Genomic DNA, 13727 nt, shown 5'->3' on the forward strand with positions numbered 1-13727 from the left:
GCGGGCAGGGGCCGGAGTAGTTCATGCTGAATATCGAAATCGTTTCGGACATCGTCTGTCCCTGGTGCTTCATCGGCACCCGTCGCCTGGCGACGGCCATCGCGCAGGTGCGCACGACGCATCCCGACTTCGTCTGCCGCAAGATATGGCGGCCGTTCTTCCTGAATCCGGATACGCCGCCGCAAGGCGAACCCTATCTGCCCTTCCTGATTGAAAAGTTCGGCAGCCGCGAACGCGTCGAGTCTATCTTCGCGCATGTCCGGAATGCCGGGCAGGCCTACGCTCTCGATTACGCTTTCGAAAAAATCCAGGTGCGCGCCAATACCCTGCAGGCACACCGCCTGATCGCCTTGGCGCAGACCGATGGGGCTGATGCGACGCCGCTGGTCGACGCCTTGTTCGCGGCGCAATTCCAGCACGGGCGCAACGTCGGCGATCGCGGCGAACTGCTCGCCATCGCCACGGCCTGCGGCTATCCGGCAGAAGCCGTCCGCGTCTTTCTGGCCGGGGATGACAATACGCTCGAAGTGCGCGCGCTCGAACGCGAGGGCCGCCGGCTTGGTATCAACATGGTGCCGACCTTCATTCTCGACGGCCGGCGCATCATTGTCGGCGCCGAAGATCCGGCCGTGCTGGCGGCCGGCATCCGCGAAGTTCTGGCGGCACAAAAATAAAAAAGGCGGCCTGGGTTGTCCCGGCCGCCTTCTGCAACAAAGCCTGAAAGGCTTTTGTGCTGCTTAGTCCTTCTTCATCGGGCAGGTGCTCAGGCCGAGCAGCGGGTAGAGCGGGCACCAGCCCATCAGGCCGGTAGCCAGCGGCACGATGCCGATGTAGCCCCAGACCGGCAGAGCACCGGCGACGGTGGCGCCGATCAGGCCGAGGCCGGCAACAATACGCAGGATTTTATCGATACCGCCAACATTGCTTTTCATGCTGAGTTCTCCATCGGGTTAGTGAATATGGGCGAACTTTAGCGGCTGGAGATGACAGGGTATGTAACCTGGGTCACACAGAAGCAAGTTTTTGCAGGCCGGCCCGGTCGCTGACGGTCAACTGCTCGCGCCCGAGCAAAACCAGGCCCTGCGCGGCAAAACCCTTCAACAAGCGGCTGACGATTTCGCGCACGCTGCCCAGTTCGTCGGCCAGTTGCTGGTGGGTGACGTTGAGCACGTCGTCCTGACGCGCCAGGATCAGTTTGGCGAGGCGCTGGTCGAGGCGGCTGAAGGCGACTTCCTCGACCAGTTGCATCAGCTCGCCGATCCGGTCGGCAAACAGGTGAAAGACGAAGTCGCGGAAGGGCGCATGTTCCAGCATCAGGCCGGCGAAGACCGGTACCGGCAGGGCGAGCAGGGTGAGCGGCGTTTCGGCGATGCCGCGTGCGTTGTAGTCGGTATGGCCGAGCAGGCAGCTTGAACTGATGATGCACGAGCCGCCGGGTTGCACGCGATACAGCATCAGTTCGCGCCCGTTGCTGGCCAGTTTGATGACCTTGATGCTGCCCGCCAGCAACAGCGGAAACCCTTGGCAGGGCTGGTGTTCGGCAAAGACCTGGGTGCCGGCCGGCAGTTGCATGACGGCCTGTGGCTGGAGCAGGGCATCGAGCCGTTCGGCCGGCAGGCCGGCGAGGGCTGGATACATTTTGAGGACTTCGGCGCGGTCGACCGTTGGCATGGTCGCGTCAGCCTACGTTGGCCCAGACCGGGGCGTGGTCGGAGGGGCGTTCGCGCTTGCGCGGCGCCCGGTCGACGCCGGCGGCGGTGCATTTTTCGGCGAGCGGCTGCGAGAGCAGGATGTGGTCGATGCGCAGGCCCTGGTTCTTCTGGAAGCCGAGCATGCGGTAATCCCACCACGAGAAGGTTTTTTCGGGCTGCTCGAAGAGGCGGAAGCTGTCGGTGAGGCCGAGGGCGAGCAGGCGCTGGAAGGCGGCGCGTTCGGGCGGCGAAACCAGGATGCAGTCGTGCCAGCGCTTCGGGTCATGCACGTCGCGATTATCCGGCGCGATGTTGTAGTCGCCGCACAGCGCCAGTTGCGGCTGCGCCGCCAGTTCCTGTTCCAGCCAGACGGCCAGTGCATCCAGCCAGCGCAGCTTGTAGTCGTACTTGTCGCAGCCGACTTCCTGGCCGTTCGGCATGTAGGCGCCGATGACGCGCACGCCGTTCACGGTGCCACTGATCAGGCGTTTCTGCTCGTCGGGGAAATGCGGGTTGCCGAGCACGACGTCCTCGATCGGCGACCTGGCCAGCAGGGCGACGCCGTTGTAGGTCTTCTGGCCGGAGAAGGCGACGTGATAGCCGGCCGCCTCGATCTCGGCACGCGGGAAGTTGTGATCTTCAAGCTTGAGTTCCTGCAGGCACAGCGCATCCGGCTGCGCTTCGGCGAGCCAGTCGAGCAGGTGCGGCAGGCGGACCTTGAGCGAATTGACGTTCCAGGAAGCAATCTTCACTTGCCGCTCCCGCCGGCCGGCTTGCTGCCGTAGGGCGCGGTCTTCGGATAGCCGGCCAGGTCGAGCAGGTTGTTGTAGCCGGCTGCATTGAGGCCGCGACTGGTTTGCGTGCCGACCTTGAGGGTAGGCACGAAGCTGTCGCCGATCAGTTTCTTCAGCTCTTCGACATCCTGCGCTGTCTTCAGCACTTTCTCGGTGAACGGGATGCCGCGCGAGTTCAGCAGGTCGCGGGCCTGCTTGCTCTCGTTGGTGTTTTCCGGATCGGTGTACAGCGTGACCGGGAATTTTTCCATGGCGCGTTTGACGGCAAACGGCAGATTGTCGCCGCTGCTCGCCGCTTCCTCCGTCTTGGCGACGCCCTGGGTCTTGCCCGGTGGCGGCGTGTCGGAAAAGACGGTGCGACCGGACGAGTCGACCCAGCGGTAGGTTTGCCCGAAGGCGGTGGCGCTGACCAGGATCAGGCTGGCGATGAGCAGGCGACGCATAGGATTCTCCCTGGAAAAGTCAGGCGGCAACCATGCCGCTGTGGCGGAGCAGCGCATCGACGCTCGGCTCGCGCCCGCGGAAGGCCTTGAAGGATTCGATGGCCGGGCGCGATCCGCCGACCGACAGGATCTCGTCGAGAAAACGCTGGCCGACTGTGGCATCGAACGGATTGCCGGCTTCCTCGAAGGCGGCGTAGGCATCGGCCGACAGCACTTCTGCCCACTTGTAGCTGAAGTAGCCGGCACCGTAGCCGCCGCCGAAAATGTGCGAGAAGCTGTTCGGGAAGCGCTGCCATACGGGCGGCAGCAGCACGGCAACTTCCTTGCGCACATCGTTGAGCACATCCATGACGGTCAACCCGGATTTCGGGTCGAAATCCGAATGGATCAGCATGTCGAACAGCGAGAACTCGATCTGGCGCACCATCATCATGCCGCCCTGGAAGTTGCGCGCCGCCAGCATCTTGTCGAACAGGGCACGCGGCAGGGTGGCGCCGGTGTCCACATGCGCGGTCATGCCCTCGACGACTTCCCATTCCCAGCAATAGTTTTCCATGAACTGCGAGGGCAGTTCGACGGCATCCCACTCGACGCCGTGGATGCCGGAAACGCCCAGTTCTTCGCCGCGCGTCAGCAGGTGGTGCAGACCGTGTCCGGTTTCGTGGAACAGGGTATTCACTTCGTCGTGCGTGAAGGTGGCTGGCTTGTCGCCGTTCGGGCGGGCGAAATTGCAGTTCAGGTAGGCGATCGGCTTCTGGATGCCGCCGGCGGTGCGCCGCCGGGCCCGCGCCTCGTCCATCCAGGCGCCGCCGCGCTTGGTTTCGCGGGCGTAGAGGTCGAGGTAGAACTGACCGACCAGTTCACCGGTCGACGTCTCCAGACGGAAGAATTTGACGTCCTCGTGCCAGACCGGTGCCGTGTCCGGTTTGACCTTGACGTTGAACAAGCTCTCGATGACCTTGAACAGGCCGCCCAGTACCTTGGGTTCGGTGAAGTACTGCTTCACTTCCTGCTCGGAGAAGGCGTAGCGCGCCTGCAGCAGCTTTTCGGAAACATAGGCGGCATCCCAGGGCTGGAAGTCGCTCATGCCCAGCTCGTCCCTGGCGAAGGCCCGCAGTTCGGCGATGTCCTTCTCGGCGAAGGGCTTGGCCTTGGCTGCCAGTTCGCGCAGGAAGGCGAGCACCTGGGCCGGGCTGTCGGCCATCTTGGGCGCCAGCGAGACTTCGGCGAAATTGTTGAAACCGAGCATCTGCGCGTCTTCCTGACGCAGCGCCAGCATCCGCTGCATGAGCGGCGTGTTGTCCCATTCCGGCTTGCTCGTGCCGTCGGTGAATTCGGCGGCGCGCGTGCCGTAGGCGCGGTAGAGGCGGGCGCGCAGCTCGCGGTTGTCGGCGTACTGCATGACCGGGCCGTAGGACGGCGCGTGCAGCGTGAATTTCCAGCCGGCGACGCCGGCCTTCTCGGCCGCAGTCTTGGCAGCGGCGAGTGCATCTTCCGGCAGGCCGGCGAGCAGGGCTTCGTCGGTGACGATCTCGGCGAAGGCGTTGGTCGCATCGAGCAGGTTTTCCGCGAATTTGGCGGAGAGCTGCGACAGCTCTTCCATGATCGCCTGGAAGCGCGGCTTCTGTTCTTCCGGCAACTCGGCGCCGGAGAGGCGGAAATCGCGGACTTCGTTGTCGACGACCTTCTTCTGCTCAACGGTCAACGTCGCATATTCGGCACTTTCGCGCAGCGCCTTGTACTTCTCGAACAGCTTGAGGTTCTGGCCAAGCTCGGCGTAGAAGCGCGAGACTTCCGGCAGCATCTCGTTGTAGGCCTCGCGCCAGGCGGGCACGTCATTGACCGAGTGCAGGTGGCCGACGACGCCCCAGGCGCGGCCGAAGTCTTCCAGGCCGTCGGCAAGCGCCCCGGCAAAGTCGGCCCAGGTGGCCGGCGTGCTGTCGGCGGTCAGGCGCTCGATCAGGGTGCGGCCAGCGGTCAACAGCGATTCGATGGCCGGTTTGACGTGTTCGGGCTGCACCAGGTCGAAGCGGGGCAGGTCGGAGAAATCGAGCAGGGGATTGGCGGTCGTCATTTTTATATTCCAGGCAAGAAAAACGGGCGGTCAGGCCGCCCGTTGAATCTGGGGGCAGAACCCCTATTCTACAAGCTCGCGCCAGGCATGCCACGAGGCATGGCCGAGAATCGGCATGATCAGGACGAGGCATCGCCAAACAAAACGCCCGCATGGCGCGGGCGTTTTTCTTGAAGAGAGTATTGCTTACAGCGTCTTGCCGGTCAGCTTTTCGTAGGCCTCGATGTACTTGGCGCTGGTCTTGGCGATGACGTCGGCTGGCAGGGTCGGGCCGGGGGCGACTTTGCCCCAGGTTAGGGTTTCCAGGTAGTCGCGGACGTATTGCTTGTCGTAGGACGGCGGGTTCTTGCCTTCCTCGTACTGGTCGGCCGGCCAGAAACGCGAGGAATCCGGGGTCAGGGCTTCGTCGATCAGGTGCAGGGTGCCGGCGGCGTCGATGCCGAATTCGAACTTGGTATCGGCAATGATGATGCCGCGCGTCGCGGCGAAGACGGCAGCTTCCTCGTAGAGGCGGATGGCGGCGTCGCGCGCTTCGGCGCAGAGCTGGGCGCCGGTCTTGCCGGTGCCCTTGAGGGCGTCGGCGAGGGTGGCGTCGCAGTTGGCGGCGGCCTGCTCGTAGGAAACGTTTTCGTCGTGGTCGCCGACTTCGGCCTTGGTGGCCGGGGTGAAGATCGGGGACGGCAGCTTCTGGGCCATCTTGAGACCGGCCGGCAGGGCGATGCCGCAGATGGCGCCGGTTTCCTGGTAGTCCTTCCAGCCCGAACCGATCACGTAGCCACGCACGACGGCTTCGATCGGCAGCGGCTTGAGGCGCTTGACGACGACGGCACGGCCGCGCACCTGGTCGCGCTCGTTTTCGGCGACGACGCTTTCCGGGTCAATGCCGGTCAGCTGGTTGGGCACGACGTGGCCGAGCTTTTCGAACCAGAAGTTGGCGACGGCTTGCAGCACTTCGCCCTTGCGCGGAATCGGGTCCGGCAGGATGACGTCGAAGGCCGACAGGCGGTCGGTGGTGATAATCAGCAGTTTGTCGGCGTCGACCGCGTAGATGTCGCGGACCTTGCCCTTGGAGAGCAGCGGCAGGCTGGTGATGGAAGACTGGAAGAGAGGTGCGGTCACGGTCGTGTTCCCGAAAGCTAAAAAAGAAGGATTATAAATTAATGCGCGCCGCCTTCTTCAGCGGCGAGTTTTTTCCGCATCTGGCGGGTGCCCCAGAACACCAGACCGGCGATCAGCGGGATCGAAATCGCGGTGATCACGTCGGTGTTCAGGTGATGCAGCTCCTTCGTGCCTTTGGCCAGATACTGCACGAGCTGCGAGCCGTAATAGGTGAGGACGACGACGGAGAGGCCTTCGACCGTTTCCTGCAGGCGAAGTTGCAATTTGGCACGCCGGTTCATCTGCGACAGCAGTTCCTGGTTCTGGCGCTCGAGTTCGATATCGACGCGGGTGCGCAGCAACTGGCTGTTGCGTGCGACGCGGCTGGAGAGTTCTTCCTGGCGACGGCTGATCGCCTGGCAGGTGTTCATCGCCGGCAGCAGGCGGCGCTGCATGAATTCAAAAAAGGTCGGCAGGCCGGAGATGCGGCTTTCGCGCAATTCCTCGATGCGCTGCATGACCAGGCCGTGATAGGCGTGCGCCGCGCCGAAGCGGAAGGTGGTGCGCGCCACCGAATGTTCGACTTCGGCGGCCAGCGCCGACAGTGTGCCGAGCACGGTGCGCTCGTCGTCGGGCGAGCGCGCCTGGCCGATGCGGTCCATCAGCTCGGCAAGCTGCTTTTCGCCGGTGTACAGCCAGCGGCTGACTTCCTTGGCGACGGGCAGGCCGAGCAGGGCCATCATGCGGTAGGTCTCGATCTCGCACAGGCGCTGCACGGTGCGCCCGGTCTGGCGCTGCGTCATGCCGGCATTGAGAATGAGAAAGCGCGAGAAACCATTGTCGATCTTGAAGTCGCTGAAAATCCATGCGGTTTCGTCGGCCACCTTGGCGGCGACCATGGTGCGGCCGTTCGGGGTCAGGCTGGCGAGTACCGATTCCGGGCTGATTTCGTCGGTCGACCGCAGCTCGACATGGCAGGCGACGATCAGCTTGCCTGGAATGCCGGACAACCATTCCGGATTGACCGCGTCGAAGGCGGTGACGTCCGGATCGAGCAACTCGCCGCTTTCGAGCGGCCGGTAGAAGGTATAGCTCGAGAATTCGGTATGCAGTTCCCAGCGTACGCGAAAGGCGCCGGCGTCGAGCATCATGTGCGCGTCGGAACTGTCGATCGAGTTGCAGACGTGGTTGTGGCACAGCTTGCCGAGGTTTTCGCGCTCGGCCGGGGCGGTCGTCGCGCTGTGCTTGAAGACGAGGTGCGAGACCAGCATCGCGCCGATCAGAGGCACCGGCGGGCGGGCGTGGAACTCGTTGTTCAGGCGCTGGCGGAGCGGGTGCTCCTCAAGCTCGGCGGCGGCTAATCGGGGATGCATGGCTTCTCTTGGTAAACAAGTCCGGCAGGACGGATGGGTGGGCGGATTCTAGCATTCAGGCGGCCGCTGCCGCCGGGCGCCGCAGGTGGCTGCCGTATTCCTGCTCGAGGGCGGGCGCGGCGTGGTCGAGCAGGAAGGAACGGAACTTCTGGCCAGCCGGCAGCAGGCGCTTGCTGTTCATGTGCACGACGTACCAGGTGCGCTCGACCGGCGTGCCCTGCACGTCGAGGACGCTGATCTCGCCGGTCTTCAACTCGAGCGGCAGGGTGTGCAGCGAGAGCAGGCTGACGCCCATGCCGGCCATCACCGCCTGCTTGATCGTCTCGTTGCTGCCCATGCTGATCGTGCGCGCCGGCGTGAACAGGTGGTTCTTGAACATTTCCTCGACGACGCGACGCGAGCCCGAGCCTTCTTCGCGCAGCAGGAAGGTTTCGTGGCGCAACTCCTGCAGGTCGAAGTTGCGCGCCGCGCGCAGCGGGTGATCGGCCGGCGCGATCAGCACGTAAGGGTGGCTGGCCATCGGCTCGGCGTGCGCGTCGATCTCGATCGGGATGCGGCCCATGACGGCGAGGTCGATCGCGTTGTCCTGCAGCTTCTGCAGCAGGCCGGCCCGGTTGCCGACGGTGAACTGCACTTCGACGCCCGGGTGGTCCTGGGCGAACTTGGCGAGCAGGCGCGGCATGAAATACTTGGCGGTGCTGACCAGGCCGACCGAGAGCTGGCCCGTCTCGGCGCCGAGCAGGCCCTGCAGGTTGGCCTCGGCATCCTTGATTTCGCCGAGGATGCGCAGTGCGTGATGGACCAGCATTTCGCCCGCCCCGGTCAGTGCCACGCCGCGTCCGAGGCGCTCGAAGAGCGGCAGGCCGACGTTGTCCTCGAGCTGCTTCAACTGCATCGAAACGGCCGGCGGCGTCAGGTGCAGCTCCTCGGCCGCGCGCGCGTAGCTCAAGTGGCGGGCGGCGACGACAAAGATCTGCAACTGGCGCAGGGTCAGGCTGCGAACGAAATTCACGCGCGGGCTTTCCTGAAAAATGGGGCGGTCGAAGTAAAGACTGGTTTAACTGTAGGGCTTTGCCCGGAGCCGGTCAAACCCGCCGGCCGGTCGCATGAAAAACCCCGCCGCAGCGGGGTTGACCGGTGGGCATCCGGTTTCATGCCGCGAGCTTTTCGCGCCAGCCGGGGTAGAGCGCATCGGCATCCTGCGGAAACGATGCAAAGGCGCGCGCGAACTCGTGATGTTCCTTCGCCCAGTCGAGCGGGTCGGCGCCGGCCTTCCAGCATTCGTAGGCCTGGCGCAGCGAGCGCGCGCCGGCGGCCGGCGAATCGAGATGGCCGTAGGCGCCGCCGCCGGCCGTGTTGATCACGTTGCCGTGCCCGAGATTGGCGAAAAAGCCGGGCAGACGCAGCGCGTTCATGCCGCCCGAGATGATCGGCGTCGTCGGCTTCATACCGTACCACTCCTGGTGATAGGCCGGGCCGGTGTAGCTGTCGCGCTCGATGATGTAGGCGATGGCGCGGTCGTCCTTGTCGCCCTCCATCTTGCCGTAGCCCATGGTGCCGACGTGGATGCCGGAAGCGCCCTGCAGGCGGCTCATCTTGGCCAGCACGTAGGCGGTGTAGCCGCGCTTCGACGAAGGCGAGGTGACGGCGCCGTGGCCGGCGCGGTGGTAATGCAGGTACTGGTTCGGATACTGGCGGCGTGCCGTGGTGATCATGCCCGGCCCGCCGACGTAGCCGTCGACCAGGAAGGCCAGCTTGTCGGCATCCGGGCCGAAGGTTTCGAGCGCGAAATCGGCGCGCGCGCACATCTCGAAATGGTCGTCGGCCGTGATGTTCATCGAGAACAGCTTGGCCTCGCCGGTCTCGTCCATGGCGCGCTTCATCGCATCGTAGACGAGCGGGATGGTCTGCTTGAGCGGCGCGAAGACCTGGTTGCCCTGCGGCTCGTCGTTCTTGATGAAATCGCCGCCCAGCCAGAACTCGTAGGCGGCGCGCGCGAAGGGCTCCGGACGCAGGCCGAGCTTGGGCTTGATGATGGTGCCGGCGATGTAGCCGCCATCCCTGACCGGCCGGCCGAGCATGCGCCAGAGATCGGCGATGTCCTTGGCCGGGCCGTCGAACAGCTCGATGGCGCGGCGCGGCATGTAGAAGTCGTACATCTTGGCGTGCTCGATGTCGCCCATGCCCTGGTTGTTGCCTATGGTCAGGGTGAGGAAGGAGGCGAGCATCATGCGCCCGTCCGTCATGTTGCGGTCGAACAGGTCGAGCGGGTAGGCGATGCGCATCTCCTCGCTCGCCTCGTCGATCAGATAGACCAGCGCATCGACGCCCTTGGTGAAGTCGTCGGTGGTGCACACCTCGACATTGGTCCCGGTCGACGACTCGGCGGCAAAATGCGCCGCCGCCTCGAGATAGCCATGCCCGGCCTTGGGTTTCATCTTGTAGGCACACAGGATGTGCCGGCCGCCGGCAATCAGCTCGGCCTCGCGCAGGCTCAGGTCGGCATAGCGTTTTGATTGGTCCATCGTCTCTCTCCTTCAGCGTTGGTCTGGAATGGCTGCGGTGCTGGAAGGAATGCTAGGGCTGACGATAGATAAACAAAAGTCAAAGGTTTTTACTGGAGTGATCAGGTAGGGCTTATTGTTTTTGGAGGGCAGAGAACGGCCAGGAGCAGACTGTTCCCCTACGTACGGTAAATGACTGCAAACCGTCAGGTAGCGGTCATCGTCCCCAACGATAGATTTCCGTCTGTCGTTTCATTTCGCCTTCTTCCTGCTCAATGGTGACGGCAGTTGAGTCCGTCACACATTTCTCCTGGGATGCCTCGGCATCAGCCGGAACGCGTTTCGGTGCCTGATGCCTGGCCTGTTCCTGCGGTGATTTGCCATCCCAGGCAAACGGATTCTTGAACGCCGGCGGGTCCGGTAGGCAGTCCAGGGTATAGCTTGGCGGCCAGCCGGTCTCATAGGGCTGGAATGAAATCGTCCGCTCGAATATCAGGGGCTGCCCGGTTGGCGTCGGTGGCAGCGGAGGCAAGGATTTGATGGCCTGCCACGCCAATTTCGACGCATTTTCGGAAGTGGACCACAGCTCCTTGATGTTCGCGAGCGTGCCATCCGGGGCAATCTCGATACGAAAGCGCACCATCCCCTGACCGGGCCCTTCGACTGCCGTGCCCATCATGCTGCGCACCAGCTGCCCCCAATTGTTTCGATAACGCTTGCTGTTCTTGAGCTTGTAGGTCGACGCCACTTGCCACTCTTCTGCACTCGGTGGCGGCGGTGCCTCCAGTGAAGCCGGGGTCTTGGCTGATGGGACGACTAATACCTCTGGTGCCGATACCGGGTTTGCCTCACGTGGCGGTGTCGTAGTTGGCGGCGCAGATGCACTGGGTTTCGCAGGCTTCGGCGGAGGTGGTGCAGGCAACTCCTGAACGTCCTCCCGAACTTGGGCTGCAATCCGGATTTCGATGGTTTCAGGGTTCTTCGCAATCTTCAATGCGTCGAGCTGCCATCCTGCGACCAGGACGGCATGCAGCGCCAGCGACAGCAGGAGCGGGATGCTCAACTTCATATGCACGCCACCGTTTCAGGCTGTGCCATGCATGGTTGATTCCGCGAAATATTTCCAACTGAGCATCGATGTTTACAAACAATCCAATAATCGTTAGATTGTAATCATGAAACCAACCATTACCAAGTCCTACCTCTATGAACACGTTGCCCGCATCGGCAAGGCGATTTCCAGCCCCAAGCGTCTGGAGCTCATCGAACTGCTCGCGCAAGGCGAGAAGACCGTCGAGACCTTGGCCGAACAGGCCCGCATCGACATGCGTCTGGCCAGTGCTCATTTGCGCGCTCTCCGCGAAGCCCGCCTGGTCGAAACCCGCCGTGAAGGCAAGTTCATCCACTACCGCTTGAGCGGCCCGGATGTGGCCCAGTTGTGGGTCAACGTCCGTGAAGTGGCCGAGGAACATCTCGTCGAATTGCGGGTAGCGCTCGACCAGATGGCGGCTTCACCCGATGCTCTATCGTCCGAAAGCCGTGAGAGCTTGCTGGCCAAGGCACGCAGTGGCGACATCGTGGTTATCGACGTTCGCCCGGAAGCGGAATACGTCGCCGGTCACCTGCCGTTTGCTCGTTCGCTGCCCTTGGCCGAACTGGAGAAGCGACTGGCAGACCTCCCTGCCGGCAAGGAAGTCGTCGCCTACTGCCGGGGGCCGTTCTGCCTGATGTCCGACGAAGCCGTGAAGCTGCTGCGTCAGCGCGGCTACACCGCCCACAAGATTACCGATGGCGTCAGCGAATGGCGTGCTGGCGGCCTGCCCATCGAGAACTGAAGTAAAAACCACACAGAGGAGACAACTCGTGAAGCATCTATCCATCTTCGCCTTGTTCGGCACCCTGGCTTTTGCGGCCATGGCGGCTGATGTATCGATGGCCGTTCCCGGTGCCCAGGGCGCCAATGGCCAGAAGGTACTGACCTTCATCGCCAAGGACCCGCCAGGCCAGCGTTGCAACGGCAACCTCCAGGTTGCTGCCGAGGTTGCCAACACCTACCGCGTCCCCATCCAGTTGCTGCCTTCCAGCCTGGCCCCCGGACTGCCAGCACCGGCCGTCTTCTACGGTACCCAGCTCATCGTCGCTGATGGCAAGGATTTCAACGGTGCCGCCAGCTACCAGATTGTTGCCGATGTCCTCGACATGGAGAGCGTCCCGAAACAGGCCAAGTCGGGCCTGCTCTTCCAGGACGGTGTACGCAAGGATTTCGATGCCCTGAAGGCCACCATCAAGGCCGGGGGCAAATAGCTTTTTCAATCACGCACAGGGAGCCCACCATGAATACGCTGTTCATTCTCAATGATGCACCATACGGCTCGGAACGCAGCTACAACGCCCTGCGCCTGGCTCGCCAGCTTGGCAAGATGGAAGGTGAGACGGTACGCGTCTTCCTGATGGGTGACGCGGTCGCCTGCGCCAAGAGCGGCCAGAAGGTGCCCGAAGGCTATTACAACGCCGGAGATATGGTGCGCATGGTCGGCGGTGAGGTAGGTCTTTGCGGCACCTGCATGGACGCTCGCGGCATGAGTATCGACCAAGTGGTTGAAGGGGCTCGCCGCAGCACCTTGAAGGAACTGGCCGAATGGACGGCAGCTGCTGACAAGGTTCTGGTGTTCTGAGTATGAAGGGACGTGAAAGCGGTATGCCGGACGAGGCCTACTGGGACTCGTTCTTTCAGCCAGAGGGCATTCTCGACCGACTGCTGGTTAGCCAAGGGGGCTGCTACAACCTGGTCGAATTCGGCTGTGGCTACGGCACGTTTAGTCTTCCAGCAGCAAAGCGTACGCGAGGCACGGTCACTGCACTGGACATCGAGCCTGTGATGGTTGAGTTGGTGGCTGAACGAGCCAAGGCTGATGGCCTGCTTAATGTGCGAACCGAGCTGCGTGACTTTGTTGAGCACGGCACAGGCGTACCCGACTGCTCACAGGGACACGCGATGGTTTTCAACCTTCTTCACATTGAAGACCCGCAGACCCTTCTGCGTGAAGCCTATCGAACGCTTCGACCGGGTGCCATTCTCTCGGTGATTCACTGGCGCAGTGACATTGAGACACCTCGTGGGCCACCCCTGGACATTCGGCCGAAGCCCGAACAATGTGCTTCCTGGCTATCCGAAACTGGGTTTGATTCGGTGGTTCATGTGGACCTGGGAGCAAGTGCGCCCTACCACTTTGGCTTGTTAGCGCAGCGGCCGTTGGCTTGAGCCATGAAATACAAAGGGCACCGGTGGCTACCGATGCCCGTAATTGATGCTCAGCGGTTCGGTCCCGGCCCCATTCCTCCGCCGGGCCCCATGCCACCCATGCCACCGCCCGGTCCCATGCCGCGACCTTGTCCGCTTCCTTGAGCGGGCGGCGTATCTGGCAAGGTCACGCCTTGTTGCTTGGCACGCAATTGCATCTGTTCATGATGTTGCAGGCGGACTTGCTCACGCTCTTCAGCGGTTTTTGCCGCCTGCAGCTTGTTGCGATGCTCAATACGTTCCTGATTGGTCATCAATTGGCTGCCGTAAATGGGGGCATCAGTAGCAAAGGAAGCAGTAGATGCCATCAAACCCAGTGCGATAGCAGACAGAGTAATTTTCAAAGTGCTCTTGGTCATTTTGCTCTCCCAAACAGCTAATTCATCAAGGCTGTGAATACCTTCAACCATCATGACGAGGTGTTTTTCCATCCCGTCACTTCAGTTATA

General features: G+C 62.7%; 16 protein-coding genes. 5 read left to right on the plus strand and 11 right to left on the minus strand.

Annotated features, from left to right (window positions below):
* Nucleotides 1–23: 23 nt before the first annotated feature.
* Nucleotides 24–674 (plus strand): DsbA family oxidoreductase, encoded by a 651-nt coding sequence (locus tag KIG99_RS12955; protein WP_226460536.1) that lies wholly within the window; start codon nucleotides 24–26, stop codon nucleotides 672–674.
* 63 nt (nucleotides 675–737) lie between these two features.
* On the opposite strand, the gene KIG99_RS12960 is transcribed toward KIG99_RS12955, so the two are convergent.
* The 10 genes from KIG99_RS12960 to KIG99_RS13005 all read right to left on the minus strand — a co-directional run bounded on the left by KIG99_RS12960 (nucleotide 738) and on the right by KIG99_RS13005 (nucleotide 11046).
* On the minus strand, nucleotides 738–932 hold the full coding sequence (locus tag KIG99_RS12960; RefSeq protein WP_226460537.1) for a YgaP family membrane protein: 195 nt from the start codon (nucleotides 930–932) through the stop codon (nucleotides 738–740).
* A 73-nt stretch (nucleotides 933–1005) separates the two neighbouring features.
* Nucleotides 1006–1671 (minus strand): Crp/Fnr family transcriptional regulator, encoded by a 666-nt coding sequence (locus tag KIG99_RS12965; protein ID WP_226460538.1) that lies wholly within the window; start codon nucleotides 1669–1671, stop codon nucleotides 1006–1008.
* Between the two features lie 7 nt (nucleotides 1672–1678).
* Nucleotides 1679–2443 (minus strand): exodeoxyribonuclease III, encoded by a 765-nt coding sequence (xth, locus tag KIG99_RS12970; RefSeq protein WP_226460539.1) that lies wholly within the window; start codon nucleotides 2441–2443, stop codon nucleotides 1679–1681.
* A complete protein-coding gene (locus tag KIG99_RS12975; protein ID WP_226460540.1) occupies nucleotides 2440–2928 on the minus strand; it encodes a glutaredoxin family protein in 489 nt (162 codons plus the stop codon). The genes xth and KIG99_RS12975 overlap by 4 nt, the downstream gene beginning before the upstream one ends.
* A 19-nt stretch (nucleotides 2929–2947) precedes the next feature.
* A complete protein-coding gene (locus KIG99_RS12980) occupies nucleotides 2948–5002 on the minus strand; it encodes a M3 family metallopeptidase (RefSeq protein WP_226460541.1) in 2055 nt (684 codons plus the stop codon).
* 186 nt (nucleotides 5003–5188) lie between these two features.
* Nucleotides 5189–6121 (minus strand): phosphoribosylaminoimidazolesuccinocarboxamide synthase, encoded by a 933-nt coding sequence (locus KIG99_RS12985; RefSeq protein WP_226460542.1) that lies wholly within the window; start codon nucleotides 6119–6121, stop codon nucleotides 5189–5191.
* Between the two features lie 38 nt (nucleotides 6122–6159).
* Nucleotides 6160–7473 carry a DUF3422 family protein gene (locus KIG99_RS12990; RefSeq protein WP_226460543.1) on the minus strand — a complete coding sequence of 438 codons (1314 nt, stop codon included), beginning with the start codon at nucleotides 7471–7473 and terminating at the stop codon, nucleotides 6160–6162.
* 55 nt (nucleotides 7474–7528) lie between these two features.
* Nucleotides 7529–8485, minus strand: coding sequence for a LysR family transcriptional regulator (locus KIG99_RS12995; RefSeq protein ID WP_226460544.1), 957 nt, complete (start codon nucleotides 8483–8485; stop codon nucleotides 7529–7531).
* Between the two features lie 139 nt (nucleotides 8486–8624).
* Nucleotides 8625–9998, minus strand: coding sequence for a ribulose-bisphosphate carboxylase (locus KIG99_RS13000; protein ID WP_226460545.1), 1374 nt, complete (start codon nucleotides 9996–9998; stop codon nucleotides 8625–8627).
* Nucleotides 9999–10194: 196 nt separating this feature from the next.
* On the minus strand, nucleotides 10195–11046 hold the full coding sequence (locus KIG99_RS13005) for a hypothetical protein (RefSeq protein WP_226460546.1): 852 nt from the start codon (nucleotides 11044–11046) through the stop codon (nucleotides 10195–10197).
* 106 nt (nucleotides 11047–11152) lie between these two features.
* Between KIG99_RS13005 and KIG99_RS13010 the strand changes: the two genes are divergently transcribed.
* The 4 genes from KIG99_RS13010 to KIG99_RS13025 are packed head-to-tail and all read left to right on the plus strand — an operon-like array spanning nucleotide 11153 to nucleotide 13239.
* Nucleotides 11153–11812 (plus strand): metalloregulator ArsR/SmtB family transcription factor, encoded by a 660-nt coding sequence (locus tag KIG99_RS13010; RefSeq protein WP_226460547.1) that lies wholly within the window; start codon nucleotides 11153–11155, stop codon nucleotides 11810–11812.
* A 28-nt stretch (nucleotides 11813–11840) separates the two neighbouring features.
* Nucleotides 11841–12281 (plus strand): hypothetical protein, encoded by a 441-nt coding sequence (locus tag KIG99_RS13015; RefSeq protein WP_226460548.1) that lies wholly within the window; start codon nucleotides 11841–11843, stop codon nucleotides 12279–12281.
* Nucleotides 12282–12310: 29 nt separating this feature from the next.
* Nucleotides 12311–12652, plus strand: coding sequence for a DsrE/DsrF/TusD sulfur relay family protein (locus KIG99_RS13020; RefSeq protein WP_226460549.1), 342 nt, complete (start codon nucleotides 12311–12313; stop codon nucleotides 12650–12652).
* A gap of 2 nt (nucleotides 12653–12654) precedes the next feature.
* Nucleotides 12655–13239 carry a class I SAM-dependent methyltransferase gene (locus KIG99_RS13025; RefSeq protein ID WP_226460550.1) on the plus strand — a complete coding sequence of 195 codons (585 nt, stop codon included), beginning with the start codon at nucleotides 12655–12657 and terminating at the stop codon, nucleotides 13237–13239.
* 50 nt (nucleotides 13240–13289) lie between these two features.
* Here KIG99_RS13025 and KIG99_RS13030 read toward each other — a convergent pair whose 3' ends face one another.
* The gene (locus KIG99_RS13030; protein ID WP_226460551.1) at nucleotides 13290–13709 is read right to left on the minus strand and encodes a hypothetical protein; all 420 of its coding nucleotides are present in this window, start codon (nucleotides 13707–13709) and stop codon (nucleotides 13290–13292) included.
* Nucleotides 13710–13727 lie beyond the last annotated feature (18 nt).

The sequence above is a fragment of the Quatrionicoccus australiensis genome (assembly GCF_020510425.1).
GTDB lineage: Bacteria > Pseudomonadota > Gammaproteobacteria > Burkholderiales > Rhodocyclaceae > Azonexus > Azonexus australiensis_A.